Origin of the sequence: Halomonas sp. DP3Y7-2, from assembly GCF_019800795.1 — a bacterium.
In the GTDB taxonomy this organism is placed as follows: Bacteria; Pseudomonadota; Gammaproteobacteria; order Pseudomonadales; family Halomonadaceae; genus Halomonas; species Halomonas litopenaei_A.
The window spans coordinates 351681-371938 of sequence record NZ_JAHVKJ010000001.1 but is presented as its reverse complement, the minus strand read 5'-3'; the positions used below and the strand labels follow the sequence as shown (position 1 = coordinate 371938).

Here is a 20258-nt window from a genome sequence, read left to right as displayed (position 1 = left end):
AACAATGGCTGGCCTAGATGTCTGATCCTACCTCCACCAATCCTCTCTATCGGTCCCGCCAGCGGCGAGATCGACTGGCCACCCTGCTGATCACGGCAGGGGGGATCGGTGTGCTGTTGACGGTCATTGCCATCGCGGTATTTCTGCTGGTGGAGGTGGTGCCCCTGTTCTGGCCCGGGGCAGACGGAATGTCTCTGAGTGCGCTGTGGTCGGCCCCCGGCACCAGTGGCGAAGCTGAGTTTCGCTGGCTGCCTCATCGCCTCGAAGAGGGGGTGGTTGCCCAGGCCAGTCTGGCGCCGTTGCTGTGGGGGACGCTTGAGGCCGCTATATGGGCGCTGATAGTGGCCATACCGTTGGCACTAGGCGCGGCGGCCCACTCGAGTCTGTATATGTCGCCGGGACTGCGTGCGCGCATGAAGCCGACCCTGGAGCTGATGGAAGCCATGCCCAGCGTCGTACTGGGTTTCATTGCCGGGCTGGTGCTGGGCCCCTGGGTGGAACGCCATCTGGCCGAGGCAGTGTCCGTCGTGCTGCTGCTGCCCCTCGCGATGATCACGCTGGCGCTGGGCCATCGTCGGCTACCGGTCCCCGTGCAGCGGTACCTGTCGCTGAATTCGGCCGCCTTGTGGTTATTGCCCTGCCTGTTGTTGCTGGTACTCGCCGCGGTGCAGCTTGCCCCGCTGTGGGAGAGCTGGTGGTTCGCTGGCGACCTGCGCGAATGGGTCGAGCAGCGCTGGGGTCTCGATGTTCAGGCACGCAATGCCATGATCGTGGGGCTGGCGATGGGGTTTGCCGTGATCCCCGGCATTTATGCGCTGGCCGAGGATGCGCTCAGTGATGTGCCGCGAAACCTGGCGGAAGGCGCCCAGGCCATGGGAGCCACGCGCTGGCAGACCCTGACCCGCGTCATGCTGCCGATTGCCCTCCCGGGGATCTTCTCCGCCATCATGATCGGGGCCGGTCGAGCGGTGGGAGAAACCATGATCGTGTTGATGGCCAGCGGTAACAGCGCCCTGATGACGGCGACGCCGTTGGATGGCCTCAGGTCGCTGGCCTCGAGCATTGCGATTGAACTGCCCGAAGCGGCACCAGGCGGCACCCACTACCGCTTGCTGCTATTGGCGGCCCTGGCGCTGTTTCTGTTTACCTTTCTGATGAACACCCTGGCCGAGCTGGTGCGTGCAAGACTCAGGCAGCGCTTCCGGCGTTCGCGGGGTGATACATGAAGATTCCCGGCCATACGGCGGTCGGCAGCAAGACGCTTAGACGTCCGCATGAGGGGCCCTGGGCGTGGTTGGCTGCGGCCTCGGTAGCGCTGTCGGTATTGATGCTAGGCGCCTTGATTGTTCTGCTCAGCGTGAAGGGGTTGGCCAACTTCTGGCCGTCGACCCTGCACGAGGTCACCCTTGATGACGGCGACACGGTCATAGGCGTGCCTTTTGAGCAGCGCACGCTGCCCGGTGGAGAAGGCGTCGAGCGGCGCTACTGGATAGCCAATCGTGATGATGGCGGTGGCATCTGGCGCTGGTTGAGCGTCCCGCGGCTGGCGAGTGACCAGACGCCTGATGACCTGGTCGTGCTCGAGCGACGTCACTGGGGCACCTTCTTCGGTCGCCTGGTGGCAGTGAGGCTGGAGGGTGAACGGCTGACGGGAGAGGCCGCGTGGCTGGCCATGGAGCAGCGGCTCAAGGAGCTTGATGCCCTGCGCCAGGCCCGACAGCAGTTGACCCGTGATGAGATACTGCCGTTGATCCGACATATGGAGCGCGAGCCGTCGTCGAGCGAGACACAGCACCGCCTGGATGACCGGCAACTGGAAGCGTTACAGGCGCGGGCGACGGAGCTTCGTCGGTTGCAGCAGGGCGGGGTACTGGTGCTGGAGAACAGCCAGGGCCAGCGTCAAGAGCAGCCCTTGGAGGAAGTGCTGGATGCCTGGCGCCCCAACGCCATGGCCTGGTACGAAAAACTGGGCCACTGGGGAGGAGAACTGTGGCAATTCCTGTCCGAGGGGCCCAGGGATGCCAACACGGCCGGCGGCGTGTGGCCTGCGATCTTCGGCACTATCTTGATGGTGTTGCTGATGTCGGTGCTGGTCACGCCCTTCGGTGTGCTGGCTGCCGTCTATCTCAATGAAGTGGCCCATCAAGGTCGCTTGACTCGGCTAGTGAGGATTGGCGTGCGCAATCTGGCCGGTGTGCCCTCCATCGTGTACGGCGTGTTTGGCCTCGGGGTCTTCGTCTATGGTGTCGGTGGCAGCATTGACCGGTGGTTCTTCGACTCTTCTCTGCCATCGCCGACCTTTGGTACCGGTGGATTGCTGTGGGCATCGTTGACCCTGGCGCTGTTGACCCTGCCGGTGGTGATCGTGGCCACGGAAGAAGGCCTGTCACGGATTCCCCTGCACCAGCGCGAGGGGGCACTGGCACTGGGAGCAACACGCTTCGAGACCTTGACTCGGGTGGTGCTGCCGATGGCAATGCCGGCCATGCTGACAGGACTGATTCTGGCGGTGGCCCGGGCCGCGGGAGAAGTGGCGCCGCTGATGCTGGTCGGCGTGGCAAAGCTTGCACCACAGGTTCCAGTGGACGGTGAGTTTCCTTTCCTCCACCTTGAAAGAAAGTTCATGCACCTTGGCTATCACATCTACGATGCCGCCTTTCATTCCAGCGATGTTCAGGCCGCCATGCCGCTGGTCTATGCCACGGCTCTGTTATTGGTAGTGGTTATTTTGGTGCTTAACCTGACTGCAATATTCATGCGGCATTATCTGCGCAAGCGTCATGGTGCGCCGGTGCGTCGATGATGCAGGGAGAGTCAATGTCCATCGATGGAAGGCTGCCCCAACGCCAGCTCAGCCAGGCCTCCCTGGGAAGTCGGCGCGGGGCGGTCATGGCGTTTTCGGAAGCCGATACGTGCCTGGATATCCAGGGGCTAAGTCTGGCCTATGCGGGCAAGTCCGCATTGAAGGATCTGACGCTGCGCATCCCGCGGCACCGAGTGACGGCCTTCATCGGGCCGTCGGGCTGCGGCAAGTCGACGTTGCTGCGGGCACTTAACCGGCTGCATGACCTCAACGAGGACGTCAGCCGGCGCGGCAGTATCTATCTCGATGGGCACGACATCCATGATTCGCGAGTGGCCGTGTCGGAGTTGAGGCGACGGGTAGGCATGGTCTTTCAGGCACCCAATCCTTTTCCCATGTCGATCTACGACAATGTCGCCTTTGGTTTGCGACTGCAGGGGGGACTCAGCAAGCGGCGCATCGATGATGTGGTCGAGTGGGCGCTGAAGTCAGCCGCACTGTGGGAAGAAGTGAAGGGGCGCCTGCGTGCGTCAGCCTGGTCACTGTCAGGTGGTCAACAGCAGCGACTGGTGATTGCGCGGACCCTGGCGGTAGAGCCCGAGGTGCTGCTGCTGGATGAACCCGCCTCCGCTCTCGACCCGATCTCGACGCTCAAGATCGAGGAATTGATTCGCACGCTGAAGCCACATCTGACCCTGGTACTGGTCACTCATAACATGCAGCAGGCGGCACGTGTGTCCGACTATACGGCGTTCCTGCATAACGGTGAGCTGGTGGAGTACGGACCGACCGACACCCTGTTCACGCACCCGCGCCTGAGGCGCACCGAAAACTACATCACCGGACGCATGGTGGGCTGATCGCCCCCTGCACCTCCCTTCAGGAGACCTCCATGGATATCACCAGCGATACCCACAGTCAGCATATCTCGCGCCAGTTCAATCACGAGCTTGAAGAGCTCAAGACCCACCTGATGGCCATGGGTGGCCTGGTCGAGAAGCAGGTGCAGGATGCTGTCAGCGCACTGCTCGACTCCGACTCGGCGTTGGCCTCCCGGGTGGTCGACAATGACCGCGCGGTCAACGATATGCAGATCAAGATTGATGACGAGTGCACCCGCGTGCTGGCCCGCCGCCAGCCGGCCGCCTCGGACCTGCGCCTGGTGCTGGCGGTGATCCGCGCCGCATCCGATCTCGAGCGTATCGGTGATGAAGCCAGCAAGATCGCCCGTAACGCCATCGAACTGGTGGACGGCAACAATGGCACTCGCGGGTTCGTCGAGGTGCGCAATATCAGCGAGCACGTTCGCCACATGATGCGCGATGCACTGACCTCCTTTGCCCGCTTCGATACTGAGCTTGCGATGCAGGTGGTGCAGGAAGACGAGCGCGTCGACAGCGAGTATCAAAGCGCCATGCGATCGCTGATGACCTTCATGATGGAAGATGCGCGGTCTATCTCGCCAGTGCTCGCCATCATGTGGATTCTGCGAGCCCTAGAGCGCGTGGGTGACCACGCCAACAACCTGGCCGAGTACGTCATTTACCTGGTCAAGGGCCTGGATATCCGTCACGTCTCGCCGGACAAGATTGACCCGGATCTGCTGGACGACGACGCCTCGTCTTGACCTGAACGCCGCAAGCGGCGTCAATAGGCCGGCCCTGTCAGGGTCGTTGCCGGTACCCTGAACTGCGGGCCATCGTCGAGACGATGGCCCGCAGTCGTTATGGCCTTGTTGATGTCGTTGCCAAGGATAGAAGTCATGCTGAATGCTATTGAGGCGGTTCGTCGCGGTACGCGGCTGGTCTATAGCCGTGGACTGCGCCGCTACGTCTTTCTTCCCATTCTGGTCAATCTGCTGGTCTATGCCGGCATGCTCAGCTATGTGCTGGGTGAGTTTGGTGGCTGGCTCGACAGCTGGATGGCCATGGTCCCAAGCTGGCTGGAGTGGCTCGACTGGCTGATCTGGCCCCTGTTCGTGGTCAGCCTGATCGTGATCGTGTTCTTTTCGTTCACCCTGGTGACCCACCTGATTGCTGCCCCCTTCTACGGCTTTCTGGCAGCGCGTGCCGAGGTCGAGCTGACGGGGCAGGAGCCCAGCGACGACCGCGGTTGGCTCAAGACCGGTGTTGATGCACTCGGGCGTGAACTGCTCAAGCTGGCGTATATTCTGCCGCGCATGATCGGCCTGTTCATCCTCAGCTGGATACCCGTGGTGAATCTGGTGGCACCGCTGCTCTGGGCGGCCTTCAGCGCCTGGACCATGGCGATTACCTATCTCGACTATCCGATGGACAATAACAAGGTCAGTTTTCCCGATATGCGCAAGCGACTGTCGGCGCGCTGGTGGCCGAGTATCAGCTTTGGCGGCCTGGTGACGCTGATCACCTGGATACCACTGGCCAATCTGTTTCTGATTCCCGGCGCAGTGGCCGGGGCTGTGCTGATGTGGGATCAGCACTATCGCCAACTGCCGGTGGTGCGTCGCTGATGGCGACCTGTCACCTGGCCGGTGCAAGGCGCTGCCGATGTTGACAGGGTTGCCTGGGCTGGCCATCTACCTGTTGGCGGCGGTGGCCGAGATCGCCGGCTGCTTCGCGGTATGGCGCTGGTGGAGGGCGGATGGTGCGGCCTGGTGGCTGTTGCCCGGTCTGTTCAGCCTGGCGCTGTTTGCCTGGCTGCTCAGCCAGGTAGACGCTGACTATGCTGGACGCGCCTTTGCCGCGTACGGCGGCGTGTATATCGCGGCATCGTTGGGCTGGATGTGGTGGGTGGAGCAGCGCCCCCCCGATCGCTGGGACATGATGGGGGCGGCGCTTTGCCTGGCGGGCGCTGCGGTTATCTTGCTGGGTCCCAGGAGCTGAAAAGACACAGTGATGCCAGCCTGGCTTAAAGCGGGGCTGGTGTGTCCCTGGGTCGGGGTCAGGGCGAGGCGGCCGTCTGGCGGTTTTCCTGCACTCGGCTCGAGGGGAAGATACAGCGGAAGGTGGCGCCTTCACCCGGATGTGAGTCGATGTCGAGGCGCGCATCGTGGCGCAGCAGCACGTGCTTGACGATGGCGAGGCCTAGTCCGGTGCCACCGGTTGCCGTGCTGCGTCCCTTGTCTACCCGATAGAAGCGCTCGGTGAGGCGCGGAAGGTGCATCGGGTCGATGCCGTCGCCGTCGTCCTCCACCTCAAGACAGGCGCCATCACCGTAGGCCCGCCAGCGTAGCTGGATACGTGCGCCATCGCCGGCATAGCGCACGGCATTGAAGGCCAGGTTGGAAATGGCACTGTGAATTTCCTTCTCACTGCCCTTGAGCCCACGCGGATCGTCGATGGACACCTCGATCTGCTGGCGCCCACCAGACAGCGCCTGTGCATCTCGCTTGACGGTCTGCAACAGAGTGGTGGGGTCGAGCCGCGTGTGGTCATCGCCGCCCTGATCGTTTTCCAGTCGCGACAGCAGCAGCAGATCATTGACCAGGTTCTGCATCCGACGGGTCTGGTTCTGCATCTGCGCCACCCCCTTGCCGAGCCGTTCGGGCAGCATGTCGGCCATGTCGCCGTAGGTCTCGAGATAGCCGGTCAGTACCGTCAGTGGCGTGCGCAGCTCATGGGAGACGTTGGCCACAAAGTCTCGGCGCATCTGTTCCAGGCGATGCAGGCGTGTGATATCGCGCGCCATGACCAGGCGTTCATCGTCACCGTACAGGGTGATCTGGAACTGCAGGATCATGTTCTCGTCGATGGGCGATGGCAGGCTCAGCGGCTCACGATAGTCCCGCTCGTTGAAATAGCCGACGAAGCGCGGATCACGCAGCAGGTTGGTGATATGTTGACCACGGTCCAGCGCCGGCTTCAGGCCTAGCATGCGCTCGGCAGAGCTGTTCCACCATTCGAGATCGCCATGGCGATCCAGCATGACCACACTGTCGCGCATCGCTTCAGAGGACTCCTGGATACGCTGAAGCGTTGAGCGCAGGCGTCGTTGGGTAATGCGCTGGCCCTTCTGGTAGCGATAGAGTCGATCAAACAGCTCGCCCCACAGACCGCTGGCGGTAGGAGGTTCCTGCTGGGGACGATGGGTCAGCCAGTCGTGCATGGCGTGCAGGTTGCGCAGATGATAGGCGAGACCAAGCGTCAGGCCCGCTCCGACGCCGACACTCGTCAAGGAAAAGGGCCAGCCCAGCAGGGCGCCGATGCCGACCAGCAGGGTCAAGCGCCAGACTTCTCGTCTCCACAGTCGACCCACGTCAGCTCCTGGCTCCGTTCACCTATGTCCTCCTGTCTGCCGCCAGCCGTACAGGCGCTATCAAGCCTGCGTGGAAGGGAGGCAAGACGTCACATCTTGGCCGAAAAACGGTAGCCGGTGCCGCGCACGGTCTGGATCAGCTGCTGATGTGGCTCGCCAAGGGCCTTTCGCAGGCGGCGAATGTGCACGTCGACGGTGCGTTCCTCGACGTAGACGTTGCCACCCCAGACCTGATCAAGCAACTGGCCGCGGGTGTAGGCGCGTTCCTGGTGGGTCATGAAAAACTGCAGCAGGCGGTATTCGGTGGGCCCCATGTCGAGCGACTTGCCGTCGACGCTGACGCGGTGGCTGACAGGATCGAGCTTGAGCCCGTCGACTTCCACCGGGTCTTCAACGCCGCGGGGAGTGGCACGACGCAGCACCGCTTTTAGACGGGCGACCAGTTCCCGGGGAGAGAACGGCTTGGTGATGTAGTCGTCTGCACCTGCTTCAAGCCCCTGAATCTTGTTGTCCTCCTCACCCTTGGCGGTGAGCAGGATGATCGGCAGCTCGGCGGTGGTTTCTTCCCGCTTGAGGCGGCGTGCCAGCTCGATGCCACTGGTTCCGGGCATCATCCAGTCCAGCAGCAGCAGGTCTGGCTGATCGTCCACGATAATCGCGTGAGCCGCCTGGGCATTGTCGGCCTCGAGGACCCGGTAGTCGGCCATTTCCAGAGCCACCGCGATCATTTCGCGGATGGGCGCTTCGTCGTCGACGATCAATACGGTCTTGGCTGTCATCCCGGGCCTCTTGTTCAGGGTCTTCCTATCAACGGTGACAGATGACACCACGTCAATGTGACATTTAGATGACATTGGCCGACCTGTCGAGCCCTCGTCAGCTCGACAGGGTCATCCCAGGTCGGGATAGAGACTCAGCGCCAGGCCGGCAAACAGCAGCAGGCCCGACCAGTGATTGTTGAGAAAGGCCTGGAAGCAGCGATCGCGATCACGCTCCTTGATGAGTTTCTGCTGGTGGATAAAGGTAGCCGCCATGGCCAGCCATCCCAGCCAATAGAAACCGCCGATATTCAGTAGAGCGCCCGCCCAGGCCAGCAGGCCCAGCGTTGCCAGCTGCAGCAGCGCGATGATGCGAGTGTCCCAGCGACCAAACAGCACTGCGGTCGACTTGATGCCGATCTTGAGATCATCGTCACGGTCCACCATGGCGTATTCGGTGTCATAAGCCACCGTCCACAGTACATTGGCGGTGAACAGGATCCAGCCGACCGTGGGTACCTCGCCCAGCACGGCACCGAATGCCATGGGAATCGCCCAGGAAAAGGCCGCCCCCAGCACCACCTGGGGAAAGTGGGTGTAGCGCTTCATGAAGGGATAGCTGGCGGCCAGCACGGCGCCGATCAGCGACAGCCATACGGTAAAGCCGTTGGTCAGCCAGACCAGCACGAAGGCCGCTGTCAGCAGACCGACGAACAGGACCTTGGCTTCCTGCTCGCTGATACGCCCAGTCGCCAGAGGGCGGTGTTTGGTACGTTTGACGTGACCGTCGAAATGGCGGTCCGCATAGTCGTTGACGACACAGCCTGCTGCTCGCATCAGGTAGACGCCAGCGACAAAGATCAGCAGCGTGTCGCGGGCGGGAATGCCGTCCGCCGCTACCCACAGCGCCCACAGTGTTGGCCACATCAGCAGCCAGGTGCCGATGGGGCGATCCAGACGCATCAGCGCCAGGAAGTCGGGAATTCGGGCGAGGCGTCCGGGGGGACGCAGCAGGGAGCGGTCCATCGTGGTCTCTCGAGGGCTAGTGGAAAGTCGCTGTCACAGGCATCGTGGCGGGCACGCTTCTGTCGTGTCCGCATCCGCTGGTGTGGCGTTGAGCGTCGAAACAAGACGAGACAGTTCATCCATGGGTGTCGCCGGGAGCGACCATTTACTGCCAGGTCTGGTCAGCGCTTGTCGACATGACGGACCAAGCCTAGCGCGGGGAGACGGGCGTGACCAGTACAGCGCGGTCGCTGTCTAGCCTGGGGACGGGTCCAGAGACAGCGCCTCGGCCATGGCGGGCAGAAAGCTCTCTTGCACCAGCATCACCCAGCCCCCGTGGCAAAACAGAGAGCGCCGTTGCCAGATACCGCGGTATCCGTGGATAGGACGAGATATCCGGCTGATCTCGATCGGGCTGCGGCGAAGATCCGGCTGCTGAAACAGCCAACTGCCCAGCGAGTTTTCGCCAAGGCCAGCAAAGGGCGCCTGTTGATCGCTCACCCATGGTGCCGCTGAGCGTGCCACCACCCAAGGGTCCTCGTCGACGCACAGCGCGACCTCGCGCAACCAGGCCTGCTGGCCGGCCGCCAGTCCCAATGCCTCGGCCTCGTCCGGCCAAGGCTGTCCCAGGTACTGGTCGAGCAGACGCACGTGAAAGCGTCCCTCGCCAGCGGCCGCCATCAGTCTCTCCGTCAGTGAGTCGCGGGAAGCCAGCCACTCCAGCCAGCGCTCAGAGATGGTATGCGACGATGCGGGGATGTCGCGCCACTCGGGAGTCGATCGCGGGCACTCGGGCTCGACATGGCAACGGGACGGGGTGACATGAGGATGCTGTGACATGGGGCCTTGAGGTCCTTGCTGCACCGGACGTCGTGCTCCGGTAGATGGGCGCATAGTGTACCATGGTGCACAGGAGTCACTCGCTGGAGCCCCCGCTGGGCACTCCGGTTTCTTGAATGACCGCAGGGCGGTCGTCGGCAGAGTCGAAGTACGTGATGCAAGCACCCTTGACCATCATCGGCACTGGCATGGCAGGCATTGGCCTGGTGCGCCAGGTGCGCGCACTGGACGCCCGGCGTCCGATCACCCTGATCACGGCCGATAGCGGCGATGACTACTCCAAACCCTTGTTATCCACGGGCTTTGCCAAGGGCTTGGCGGCGGATCGGCTGGCGGCCCGTTCGGCCCTGGAGCTGGCCGATCAGCTGAATGTGGTGGTGCGCCCCCATACCTGGGTAGACCGCATCGACACAGCGTCCTCGTGCCTGTGGATTGGCCAGGAACGGCTGCCCTGGTCGGACCTGGTGCTGGCTACCGGTGCCAGCCCTGTCGCTCCCTTCGCCATTCCGGCGGAGCTCAGCGGCCGCGTGTTCTCGATCAATGATCTCGATGACTACCGCCGCTTCTCGGCCATTCTTGACGGCCTGGAGCGTCCGGCGCGAGTGGCGGTGATCGGGTTGGGCCTGGTGGGCTGCGAGTTCGCCAACGACCTCCAGGCGGGCGGACACCAGGTCGTCATGGTTGGCCCGGAGCCCACCTTGCTGCCGAGGCTGCTACCCCAGCAGCCGGGCCAGGCGCTGGGCAATGCGTTTCGTGACGCTGGCATCGAGATCAGAAGCGGGCGCCTGGTCGACAGCGTAGCGCGTCAGGCTGCGGGCGATGAACAGGAGATCGTCCTTCGGCTCGATGACGGCCAGACGCTGAGCGCTGATCTCGTGCTGGTCGCTACGGGGCTCAGGCCCCGCAGCCAGTTGGCCGAAGCGGCGGGCATCCGTACCGGCCCCGACGGCATCCAGGTGGATCGCTATCTATCGACGTCCTGTCCGCGTATACACGCACTGGGAGACGTGGCATCGGTGGACGGCGTCAACGCGATGTATGTGCAGCCGTTGCAGGCATCGGCCAAGGCCCTGGCCGCTACCCTGTGCGGCAGCCCGACCCCGGTGAGCTACGGCCCATGGCCCGTGCTGGTCAAGACACCGCTGCTGCCGGTGGTGGCGTTGCCGCCGGCAAGTGAGCGAGTGCAATGGCGGATCGAGGCCGATGGCGATGACATCAGCGCCCTTGCCGAGGACGAACAGGGGCAGCTCAAGGGGTTTGCGTTGACGGGAAAATGCGTTCGTCGGAAAGTCGAACTGGCGCGGGCGGCACCGCCGTTGCTAGGCTAGGTTCGTTGATGGTGGCTGGGCCACCGTCGTTGAAGGTGCCATCGTTGCAGTGTGTGATACTGATTCTGATTCGTGTAACACGAATGGACGGTGTCACGTCGATGGATTTCGAGTGTCATCTCACCACAACAAGGATGCACTGATCGATCCGTGACGTTCATTGCCGGCATCGTATGGGAGCGTTGGCATGGCAGGACCTGGAAGGGTCCAGGTGGACACACGGACAGTGTTTCCATAACAATGATCCCGGTGCCATGGCACCGGGTAGTCAAGCCAAAATTAGGAGGGCTGTATGCGCAAGCCAGAACTCGCCGCGGCAATTGCCGAGCGCGCTGATCTATCCAAGGACAAGGCCAGCCAGGTGCTGAACGTGATTCTCGACGAGATCACCGGCAGTGTTTCCTCGGGCCAGGATGTGTCTTTGATCGGCTTCGGCACCTTTACCGTGCGCGAGCGTGCCGCGCGGACCGGCAAGAATCCCCAGACGGGTCAGCCGTTGAAGATTCCCGCCAGCAAGACAGTCGCCTTCAAGCCCGGCAAGGGCCTCAAGGACGCCGTCGCCCGCTGAGGCGACGCTTGCCATTGTCAGAAATGGCAGCGAATGGCTGATATCGCGGCTCGCTTGGCGGGCCGCGCCTTCCTATTCCAGCGTGAGGCAACATGACTCTGAGACTGATGTTGTGGCTGCTGGGTGTCATGCTGAAGCGGGCACTCAAGCGCAAGGCGCGCTTTCGTGAGCGGCTGGAAGAAAAAGGTGGGCTCGACTGGGGTATCGCGACAGAGGACCTGTCGATCGCTCGTTATTACCGCATGCGGCCCAGCGGTATCGAGACCCAGCGAGGACTCCCTGTCGACCTGGACCTCGAGCTGCGCTTCCAGGATAGCCAGACAGCGGTGAAGGTGTTGCGTCGGCCCACCCAGCAAGTGTTTTTCGACGCCATGATGTCGGGACAGTTGCGCCTGGTAGGGGACGCTCAGGATATGGACAGATTGCAGCGTCTGCTCAAGCATCTGTAGGGGATGACGGCAACCATTGTGTGGCTCGTGATCGCGCGGAGCTGGCCCACCGCCAGCGAGTGAATCTTGGCACCCTCATCCACCACACCTTGATCGTGTTACAGAACTTGATAGTGCTGCAGGCATTGAGGACATCCCGTTTCAGGGGGCATCAGCCACCGTCTTCCTGCACGCTTCCCACGACATGCCTTATGGCTCTGCGCGGTCTACACCTGCCCGTAGCGCCCAGCTTCTTCTCCCAGCCAGCGCCGGATCAGCGGGCGACTGGCCCCGGGATCACGTGCCAGTAATGCGTCCGCCAGTGGGGTGATCTGTGGCAGCAGGTCGGCGTCGCGTTCCAGATCGGCAATCTTCATCTGGGCCAGGCCTGTCTGGCGGGTGCCCAGCACCTCGCCTGGACCACGAATTTCCAGATCCCGCTCGGCAATGCGAAAGCCATCGGTAGTTTCTCGCATCACCGCCAGGCGCTGCTTCGAGGTGTTCGACAGCGGCGGGTGATAGAGCAGCACGCAGTAGCTTTCGGTGCTGCCTCGACCGACGCGTCCACGCAGCTGGTGAAGCTGGGAGAGCCCGAGACGTTCAGGGTTCTCGATGATCATCAGGCTGGCGTTGGGCACGTCGACACCGACTTCAATGACGGTAGTCGCTACCAGCAGGTCCAGCTCACCGCCCTTGAAGGCAGCCATGGTAGCGGCCTTGTCGGCGGCTTTCATGCGACCGTGTACCAGCCCTATGGACAGCTCAGGCAGGGCCTCTGTCAGCTCCTGATGGGTCACCTCGGCTGCCTGACAGGTCAGCGCCTCGGATTCCTCGATCAAGGTACACACCCAGTACGCCTGCCTTCCTTCGGCACAGGCGTTACGAATTCGTGCAATGACGTCGGGCCGACGCTCATCCGGCACCACGGCAGTGGTCACCGGAGTTCGGCCGGGCGGTAGTTCATCAATCACCGACACATCAAGATCGGCATAGGCGCTCATCGCCAGGGTGCGTGGGATCGGCGTCGCAGTCATGACCAGCTGATGGGGCGTCAGACCACCTTGCTCGCCTTTCTCGCGCAGTGCCAGGCGTTGGTGGACGCCGAAGCGATGCTGCTCGTCGATGATGGCCAGGCCAAGTCGGTCAAAAGAGACGTCATCCTGAAAGATGGCATGGGTGCCGACAATCATCCGCGCCCGACCATCGGCGATAGCCGCCTTGGTATCCAGTCGTGCCTTGCCCTTGAGCTTGCCCGACAGCCAGGCGACGTCGATGTCCAGAGCGCTGAACCAGTCGCGAAACGCCCGATAGTGCTGTTCTGCCAACAGTTCCGTCGGCGCCATGATGGCGGCCTGGCAGCCTCCGGCAATGGCGGTCAGGGCGGCCATGGCAGCGACCACGGTCTTGCCTGAACCCACGTCACCCTGGACCAGCCGCAGCATGGGAGCAGGCTTGGCCAGATCGACGCCAATCTCGTCGAGCACACGCCGCTGGGCGCCGGTCAGAGAAAAGGGCAACTGCGCCAGAAAACGCGTCTTCAGACTGCGTCCGCTGGGCAAACAAGGGGCGCCGTCGGACTGAATGCGCAGGCGCACTTCGCGCAGGCTCAGTTGATGGGCCAGCAGCTCTTCCGTGGCCAGGCGTCTGCTGGCCGGATGGCGGCCGTCGCTCAGGGCGTCGACATCGCTGTCCGGGGGTGGGTGGTGCAGGGTCTTCAGGCTGTCCTGCAGTCCAACCAGGGAAAACTGTTGGCGAATGTCGTCCGGCACATAGTCGGGCAAGGCTGCTGGGTCGGCCTCGAGCATGGCCATGGCTTGGTCGATCAAGGCGCGCAGCCTGGCCTGATGGAGACCCTCGGTGGTGGGATAGATGGGGGTCAGATGATCTTCCACGGGTGGCTCGTCACCCCCGATCAGGCGGTACTCGGGGTGGTAGATCTCCAGCCCCGTGGCACCGGCGCGGGCTTCACCGAAGGCGCGCACCCGTGTGCCTGGACGGAATTGCTGCTGCTGGGCAGGAGAAAAGTGAAAGAAGCGCAGGCTGAGAATGCCGCTGCCATCCTTCAGTCGCACCAGCAGACTGCGGCGCCGACCGCGGATGACGTCAGCGGCACTGACATCTCCCTCGACGACCGCTTCATGGCCCCCGCGCAGGGTCGCGATGGGGGTGATCCGCGTGCGGTCCTGGTAGCGCAGCGGCAGATGAAAGAGCAGATCCTCGACGGTCTCCACTTTCAGCCGCGCGAGCTTCAGTGCCAGCGCCTCGCCCACACCCTTCAGTGATGTGACGGCTTCGTTCAGGCGACTCACGCCGTCTCCTGGTCGGCGGCGCGGCAGCGGGCGATGGCTTCAGTGACCGCATCGATCGCCTTGGGCCGCGGAAAGCTGGCGCGCCAGGCGATCGCCACCGTGCGCCCCGGGGGCTCGCTGAACGGTCGGCTGATCAACATGCCGCTCTCATAGTGGCTGGTACCAATGGCGGAGCGTGGCAATACCGTGATGCCAAGACCCGATGCGACCATGTGGCGAATGGTCTCCAGGGACCCACCTTCTGCGGTCAGCGTGTTGTTGGGACTGTTGAGCTTCTGGCTGATGGCCGGGCAGGCTTCCAGGATCTGGTCACGGAAGCAGTGACCTTCACCCAGCAGCAGCAGGCGTTCTTCCAGCAAGTCTTCCTTGGCGATGCTCTTGCGCTTGGCCCAGCGATGATCTGACGGTAGCAGAACCTCGAAGTCTTCTTCATACAGCGGCTTGGTGACCACGTCGGTCTCGGTAAACGGCAGGGCGACGATGATGGCATCCAGCTCGCCGTTCCTCAGCTTGCGCCGCAGCCCACCGGTGAAGCCTTCCTCGATATAAAGAGGCATCTGGGGGGCGCCTCGGGTCAGCTCCGGAATCAGATGCGGGAACAGGTAGGGCCCGATGGTGTAGATCGCACCAATGCGCAGGGGACTGGCCAGCTGGTCACGTCCGGCCGTCGCCAGTTCCTTGATGGCGCTGCTTTGTTCCAGCACGCGCTGAGCCTGCTCGACGATCTTTTCGCCGAGGGGTGTGACCTGTACCGTGGACTTGGATCGCTCGAACAGGGCGACCTCCAGCTCCTCTTCCAGCTTTTTCACCGCCACCGAGAGTGTCGGCTGGGAGACAAAGCAGCGCTCTGCGGCACGCCCGAAATGGCGCTCCTGGGCCAAGGTTACGATATAGCGGAGTTCTGTTAGAGTCATATGGTGCCGATCGGCATCCTCTGTTCGGGGTATTGATCAAGGCGCCAGACGCTGGATGCGCGGGTCTCCGGACCGGAGCCTCATAGGGATTTTATATCAGGGGGACGCGGTAAAGGTGAAGACGACGACGTTGATTGTTGGTTGTGGCGACATTGGCATAGCGCTGGGCCGTGAACTTCTGGCCAAGGAACATCGGGTCATTGGTGCTCGGCGCCACCCCGAACGGCTGGCCGAAACGGGCATCGAGGGAGTGACGGTGGATCTCGCCGATCCTGAATCCGTGACCGCTCTACCGGATGCTGACATCGTGGTATACGTGGTCAGCGCCGACCGCTTCGAGGAAGATGCGTATCGTGCGGCATATCCGCAGGGGCTGAAAGCGGTCCTGGGCACCCTGTCAGAACGTGATGTTCCGCCCCGCCATGTGTTCTTCGTATCCTCCACCAGCGTGTACGCCCAGCGCGACGGAGAAACGGTCGATGAACAGAGCCCTACCGAGCCATCCGGCTTTTCCGGCGTGTTGATGCGGGAAGCCGAACAGGCGTTGATCGATCACTCGCTACCGGGAACCGTGGTGCGCTTTTCCGGCATCTATGGGCCTGGCCGCGACCGTCTGATTCGGCAGGTCAGTGAAGGACGGATTGCGCCCGCCACGCCCCCCATGTACTCCAATCGCATTCATCGCGACGATTGCGCCGGGGTGCTGGTGCACCTTATCGACAAGGCGTTGCAGGACGACGCCCTGGCCCCGCTCTATCTGGCCAGTGACAGCGAACCCGCCCCGCTCAATGAAGTGATGACGTGGTTGGCCAAGCAGTTGAAGGTCGAGTGCACCGAGACCATTCAGTCCCCGCTGCGGCGCAGGGCCAGCAAGCGTTGCGATTCTCGTCTGCTGATCGAGAGCGGCTACCGTTTTCGTTACCCCAGCTTTCGCGACGGCTACGCTCAGGTCCTCAAGGAAGGGGGCTTCCTGCAGGTGGATCCCGTCGACTGAGATTGCCTGGAAAGGTCAGGGCCCGCGACATCTGTCACGGGCCCGGTTGCTAGGACAGCTCGACAAGGCGCTGATGGCACAGCGAGTCATCACGGTGCCTATGGGCTTGGCTAGTAGGCCAGACGCCAATTCAACCCATACAGCTCGAAGCCATCATTGGGTTCCTTGATACTGGCGTTGGAGTAGTGGGTGATGCTGACTGACAGGTCACCGTAGACCCCCATTCTTACGCCCAGAGCCAAACGATCTTCGAACTGAAAGGCGCTGCCCAGGTCTCGGTCCTCGATGTGGGTATCGACAAATCCTGACGCGCCAATACCTCCCTCGACGAAGACGTGTTCCCAGCTGTAGCGAAGTGCCGGACGAACATAAAACGCCTGGTTATCGCTGCGTTCATCCCCCTCGAAAAGAATGAATCCTGTGCCCAGGCGAAGATCCAGTGCCGGATGATAGTGGCTGAGGTCAAAGGTCCAGTCGTAGCCCAGGTCCAGGGCTCCTGTCCCTTCACTGGTGGAGCCGAGACCAAGCGTCGGACCAGCCATGGCTGGAGTGGCAAGGCTGGCAAGCAGGCAGACGGCCAGCGGACGAGCAAGTATGTTTGGCATGAGTGTTCCCTGGTTCTTTTCATCCCTTGTTATTGGCCTGCGATGTCCCTGCAAGCCTTCACCCGAGACAGGGTGAACCTGTCTGTCACGCATGTGCGGTCGGTGCGGACCGCGGGGGGCTGGCAGCACGTTGGGCAAAGGTGCTGGCAACTCTGTGTATGATCGATGCCATAAAGATGCGTCAGTTTGTGCCAATAGAGCCACCAACTGACGGTGATTCACCCTGATGATTCGCCTTCATGCCTTGCTGGAGGCCAAGAGCGTGTAGTGGCTTCCCTCATGGCTTAAAGATGACTGTATTAGGTGAATAGAAGTATAGGACCAGCAGAATTTGTCCACGGATAAAGCTTGTGCCGCAGGCGCCATTGCTCTACGCCGTAGCGATACATGGGGACGAAAATGAGAAGGCCGGTGAGCCAGTCCCATGTCAGCGAGCTGACGAGACAGCGCTGCCTGTTGCAGCAGCAGGTTCTGAGGTGGTTGCCCGGGGCCGATCCAGACAATGCCGGGAGCCGTAAAAACACCGAGGGTATCGAGGACGAGCCGGCCGTTCACGGGCGGGTAGTGTTCAATAAACTGGCGAAGGCGTGCGCTTGTCGTCGCATCCTGTTCACCCAGGAAGGCCAGGGTCAGGTGAATATTGGCATCGGCAATGCGGCGGCCGCCACAGTCAGCCTCCAGCGCTTCGGAGAGGGCACCCAGGCGCTTGCGCAGGGCGTCGTCAGGGAGCAGGGCGATGAACAGTCGCATGATGGGCTGGGCCAGCGAGGAGCCATGCCGGTACCTTGATGACGCCACAGGCACCGGCAGGCGTGAGGGTCATCAGTCGCCGATGACCATGACCGCTTCTGCTTCGAACTGGCTGCCCTTGGGCAGTGCCTTGACGCCTACCGCCGCACGAGCCGGGTATGGCTTGGTGAAGATCTCTTCCATCACCTTGTTGACCGTGGCGAAGTTGTCCAGGTCCACCAGATACAGGTTGAGCTTGACGATGTCCTGCAGTGAGCCAGCGGCTTCTTCGCAGACGGCTTTCATGTTGGTGAACACCTGGCGCGCCTGGGCCTCGAAGTCATCCGACACCAGCTCCATGGTGGTCGGGTCGAGGGGGATCTGGCCTGACAGGTAGACCGTGTTGCCGGCCTTGATCGCCTGGGAGTAAGGACCGATGGCGGAGGGGGCTTGATCGGTGTTGATAACAGCCTTGTTGCTCATTATTGACTCCTGATGTCATGTCGATGGCGACAGCCACGTGGCGAACGGCCATGGGATTCATGGCCTGTTGGCGCCACCCAGGTCAGTTGCCGAGACGAGAAATCTTGCCGATATGGGAGAGATTACGCAGTCGCTTGATGATGCGCGCCAAGTGAATGCGATCCCGCACAGAAAGCGTCAGATTGACGATGGAGAGACGAGCGTCTCTCTCTTCGATACCGATGCGCTCGATGTTGGCGTCGGCATCGGTGACCAGTCCGGCCAGTTCTGCCACCAGGCCGCGACGACTCTCGACCTCCAGGCGCAGTGCCACCTGGAAATCTTCATCAATGGTGTCCGACCAGTTCAGGGTGAACAGCTTTTCCGGATCGCTCTTCAGCTCCTGCAGATTGCGACACTCGGAGCGATGTACCACGATGCCCTTGCCCACCGATAGGTGGCCGATGATCGGATCGCCCGGTAGCGGATAACAGCAGCGCGCAAACTTGATCACCATGCCTTCCACGCCACTGATAGTGACGTTGGAGCTGTCGCTGCTGTCGCGATTCTGCGTGATCCGCTCGCCCCGCTGCAGCTCCACCAGGCGCCGCGCGATGACGTGGGTCATGCGGTTGCCAAGCCCGATGGCTTCCAGCAGATCGGACTCGTTCTGGATCTCCATTTCCTTGAGCAGGCGGGCCATGACGTCGTCACCCAGATCTTCCAGGTGTACCTCGAACTCCATCAACGCCCGGGTCAGCAGGCGGCGACCAAGCTGCACGGCTTCGGTGTGCTGTTGGTGCTTCAAGGCGTGACGAATGGCCGAGCGGGCCTTGGCCGTGACCACGAAATTGAGCCAGGCAAGGTTAGGCTTGCCGCCAGGAGAGGTGATGATCTCCAGCGTCTGGCCGCTTTCGAGGCGGGTCGACAGCGGCGCCAGGTGACGATCGATGCGACAGGCGATGCAGGTGTTGCCGATCTCGGTGTGTACCGCATAGGCAAAGTCGATCACGGTAGCGCCCTGGGGCAGCTCCATGATGTCGCCCTTGGGGGTGAACACGTAGATATCGTCCGGGAACAGGTCGTTCTTGACGTGCTCGATGAACTCCAGAGAGTCGCCGGCATGGCGCTGCATCTCCAGCAGGCCCTTGACCCATTCGCGGGCCCTGGCACGGCTGCCCTCGGCAATCGGATGCGAGGTCTGGCCTGCCTTGTAGAGCCAGTGGGCAGCGATGCCGTTGTTGGCCATGGCTTCCATTTCACGAGTGCGGATCTGCACTTCGATGGGCATGCCGTTGGTGCCGAACAAGGTCGTGTGCAGGCTCTGGTAGCCGTTGGCCTTGGGGATCGCGATGTAGTCCTTGAAGCGTCCGGGTACCGGCTTGTAAAGGTTGTGCACCATGCCCAGGATGCGATAACAGCTGTCGACATCGTCGGCGATGATGCGAAAGCCGAACACGTCCATGATCTCGGCGAAGGACTTTCGCTGGTCGCGCATCTTGCGGTAGATCGACAGCAGATGCTTCTGGCGACCGATGACGGTGCCCTTGAGCTCGTGCTCGTCGAGCCGAGTCTGCAAGGCGTTCTGCACCTGGCGAATGGCGGAGCGACGATTGCCACGGGCGCTGGCCACGGCACGCTTGATTCGCTCGGCCCGCATCGGGTGGATAGCCTGAAAGGACAGGTCCTCGAGCTCGACGCGAATGGTGTTGATGCCAAGGCGGCTGGCAACGCGAGCATAGATTTCCAGGGTTTCCCTGGCGATGCGACGCTTCTTGTCAGGCCTGAGCGCACCGAGGGTGCGCATATTGTGCAGACGGTCGGCCAGTTTGACGATGATGACCCGGATGTCCTGAGACATCGCCAGCACCATCTTCTGGAAGTTCTCCGCCTGGGCGACGGCCTTGTCCTCGAAGGTGATCTGGGTCAGCTTGGATACACCGTCGACCAGGTCGGCCACGGGCTCGCCGAACTGTCTGGCCAGGGCCTCCTTGGGGACGCCGGTATCCTCGATGACATCGTGCAGCATGGCCGCCATCAGACTCTGATGGTCCATGTGCATGTTGGCGAGGATATTGGCCACCGCCAAGGGATGAGTCACATAGGGTTCACCGGAACGCCTGCGCTGGCCGTCATGGGCCTGTTCAGCGTAGTAAAAGGCACGCCTGACCTGCTGGATTTCCTCGGCGGGCAGATAGCCTCCGAGTCGGTCAGACAGATCGTCGATGGTGAACATGTGGCGTGCCCCGACTGCGTGATGAGGACCCCGTGGGATGGCC

20 protein-coding genes are annotated in these 20258 nt (G+C 62.2%); 10 read left to right on the top strand and 10 right to left on the bottom strand.

Annotated elements, in window-relative coordinates; translation table 11 throughout:
• The first annotated feature begins 17 nt into the window (after nt 1-17).
• The 6 genes from KUV45_RS01590 to KUV45_RS01565 all read left to right on the top strand — a co-directional run bounded on the left by KUV45_RS01590 (nt 18) and on the right by KUV45_RS01565 (nt 5667).
• On the top strand, nt 18-1226 hold the full coding sequence (locus tag KUV45_RS01590; protein ID WP_222162283.1) for an ABC transporter permease subunit: 1209 nt from the start codon (nt 18-20) through the stop codon (nt 1224-1226).
• Nucleotides 1223-2803: a phosphate ABC transporter permease PstA gene (gene pstA, locus KUV45_RS01585; protein ID WP_222162284.1), complete on the top strand. Its 1581-nt coding sequence runs from the start codon at nt 1223-1225 to the stop codon at nt 2801-2803. Before KUV45_RS01590 ends, pstA begins: the two co-directional genes overlap by 4 nt.
• Nucleotides 2804-2889: 86 nt before the next feature.
• The gene (pstB, locus tag KUV45_RS01580; RefSeq protein WP_222162519.1) at nt 2890-3663 is read left to right on the top strand and encodes a phosphate ABC transporter ATP-binding protein PstB; all 774 of its coding nucleotides are present in this window, start codon (nt 2890-2892) and stop codon (nt 3661-3663) included.
• Between the two features lie 32 nt (nt 3664-3695).
• Nucleotides 3696-4430 carry a phosphate signaling complex protein PhoU gene (gene phoU / locus KUV45_RS01575; RefSeq protein WP_206942038.1) on the top strand — a complete coding sequence of 245 codons (735 nt, stop codon included), beginning with the start codon at nt 3696-3698 and terminating at the stop codon, nt 4428-4430.
• Between the two features lie 135 nt (nt 4431-4565).
• On the top strand, nt 4566-5294 hold the full coding sequence (gene cysZ, locus KUV45_RS01570; RefSeq protein ID WP_206942036.1) for a sulfate transporter CysZ: 729 nt from the start codon (nt 4566-4568) through the stop codon (nt 5292-5294).
• A 37-nt stretch (nt 5295-5331) separates the two neighbouring features.
• A complete protein-coding gene (locus KUV45_RS01565) occupies nt 5332-5667 on the top strand; it encodes a YnfA family protein (RefSeq protein ID WP_206942033.1) in 336 nt (111 codons plus the stop codon).
• Nucleotides 5668-5725: 58 nt separating this feature from the next.
• Here KUV45_RS01565 and phoR read toward each other — a convergent pair whose 3' ends face one another.
• The 4 genes from phoR to KUV45_RS01545 all read right to left on the bottom strand — a co-directional run bounded on the left by phoR (nt 5726) and on the right by KUV45_RS01545 (nt 9642).
• A complete protein-coding gene (phoR, locus tag KUV45_RS01560; RefSeq protein WP_206942032.1) occupies nt 5726-7039 on the bottom strand; it encodes a phosphate regulon sensor histidine kinase PhoR in 1314 nt (437 codons plus the stop codon).
• Between the two features lie 89 nt (nt 7040-7128).
• The gene (gene phoB, locus KUV45_RS01555; protein ID WP_206942029.1) at nt 7129-7818 is read right to left on the bottom strand and encodes a phosphate regulon transcriptional regulator PhoB; all 690 of its coding nucleotides are present in this window, start codon (nt 7816-7818) and stop codon (nt 7129-7131) included.
• 111 nt (nt 7819-7929) lie between these two features.
• A complete protein-coding gene (gene ubiA / locus KUV45_RS01550; RefSeq protein ID WP_222162285.1) occupies nt 7930-8823 on the bottom strand; it encodes a 4-hydroxybenzoate octaprenyltransferase in 894 nt (297 codons plus the stop codon).
• A gap of 234 nt (nt 8824-9057) precedes the next feature.
• Nucleotides 9058-9642: a chorismate lyase gene (locus KUV45_RS01545; protein WP_222162286.1), complete on the bottom strand. Its 585-nt coding sequence runs from the start codon at nt 9640-9642 to the stop codon at nt 9058-9060.
• A gap of 155 nt (nt 9643-9797) precedes the next feature.
• Here KUV45_RS01545 and KUV45_RS01540 point away from each other — a divergent pair, with 155 nt between their 5' ends.
• From KUV45_RS01540 to KUV45_RS01530, 3 genes are all read left to right on the top strand, one after another.
• Nucleotides 9798-10970 carry an FAD-dependent oxidoreductase gene (locus KUV45_RS01540; RefSeq protein WP_222162287.1) on the top strand — a complete coding sequence of 391 codons (1173 nt, stop codon included), beginning with the start codon at nt 9798-9800 and terminating at the stop codon, nt 10968-10970.
• A 292-nt stretch (nt 10971-11262) separates the two neighbouring features.
• The gene (locus KUV45_RS01535) at nt 11263-11538 is read left to right on the top strand and encodes an HU family DNA-binding protein (protein ID WP_045991652.1); all 276 of its coding nucleotides are present in this window, start codon (nt 11263-11265) and stop codon (nt 11536-11538) included.
• Nucleotides 11539-11630: 92 nt separating this feature from the next.
• Nucleotides 11631-11987 (top strand): hypothetical protein, encoded by a 357-nt coding sequence (locus KUV45_RS01530; RefSeq protein WP_206942024.1) that lies wholly within the window; start codon nt 11631-11633, stop codon nt 11985-11987.
• Nucleotides 11988-12193: 206 nt separating this feature from the next.
• Here KUV45_RS01530 and recG read toward each other — a convergent pair whose 3' ends face one another.
• Both recG and KUV45_RS01520 read right to left on the bottom strand, forming a co-directional pair.
• Complete coding sequence (gene recG, locus KUV45_RS01525; RefSeq protein WP_222162288.1) at nt 12194-14275, bottom strand: ATP-dependent DNA helicase RecG; 2082 nt, start codon at nt 14273-14275, stop codon at nt 12194-12196.
• Nucleotides 14272-15189: a hydrogen peroxide-inducible genes activator gene (locus tag KUV45_RS01520; protein ID WP_222162289.1), complete on the bottom strand. Its 918-nt coding sequence runs from the start codon at nt 15187-15189 to the stop codon at nt 14272-14274. The genes recG and KUV45_RS01520 overlap by 4 nt, the downstream gene beginning before the upstream one ends.
• Before the next feature lie 115 nt (nt 15190-15304).
• Between KUV45_RS01520 and KUV45_RS01515 the strand changes: the two genes are divergently transcribed.
• On the top strand, nt 15305-16183 hold the full coding sequence (locus KUV45_RS01515; RefSeq protein WP_222162290.1) for an SDR family oxidoreductase: 879 nt from the start codon (nt 15305-15307) through the stop codon (nt 16181-16183).
• A gap of 110 nt (nt 16184-16293) precedes the next feature.
• Here KUV45_RS01515 and KUV45_RS01510 read toward each other — a convergent pair whose 3' ends face one another.
• The 4 genes from KUV45_RS01510 to KUV45_RS01495 form a co-directional block, all read right to left on the bottom strand.
• Nucleotides 16294-16788, bottom strand: coding sequence for an acyloxyacyl hydrolase (locus KUV45_RS01510; RefSeq protein ID WP_222162291.1), 495 nt, complete (start codon nt 16786-16788; stop codon nt 16294-16296).
• Nucleotides 16789-17025: 237 nt separating this feature from the next.
• A complete protein-coding gene (gene thpR / locus KUV45_RS01505) occupies nt 17026-17538 on the bottom strand; it encodes an RNA 2',3'-cyclic phosphodiesterase (protein WP_222162292.1) in 513 nt (170 codons plus the stop codon).
• 72 nt (nt 17539-17610) lie between these two features.
• Nucleotides 17611-18000 (bottom strand): RidA family protein, encoded by a 390-nt coding sequence (locus tag KUV45_RS01500; RefSeq protein ID WP_206942017.1) that lies wholly within the window; start codon nt 17998-18000, stop codon nt 17611-17613.
• Nucleotides 18001-18082: 82 nt separating this feature from the next.
• Nucleotides 18083-20215: a bifunctional (p)ppGpp synthetase/guanosine-3',5'-bis(diphosphate) 3'-pyrophosphohydrolase gene (locus KUV45_RS01495; protein WP_206942015.1), complete on the bottom strand. Its 2133-nt coding sequence runs from the start codon at nt 20213-20215 to the stop codon at nt 18083-18085.
• Between the last annotated feature and the right edge of the window lie 43 nt (nt 20216-20258).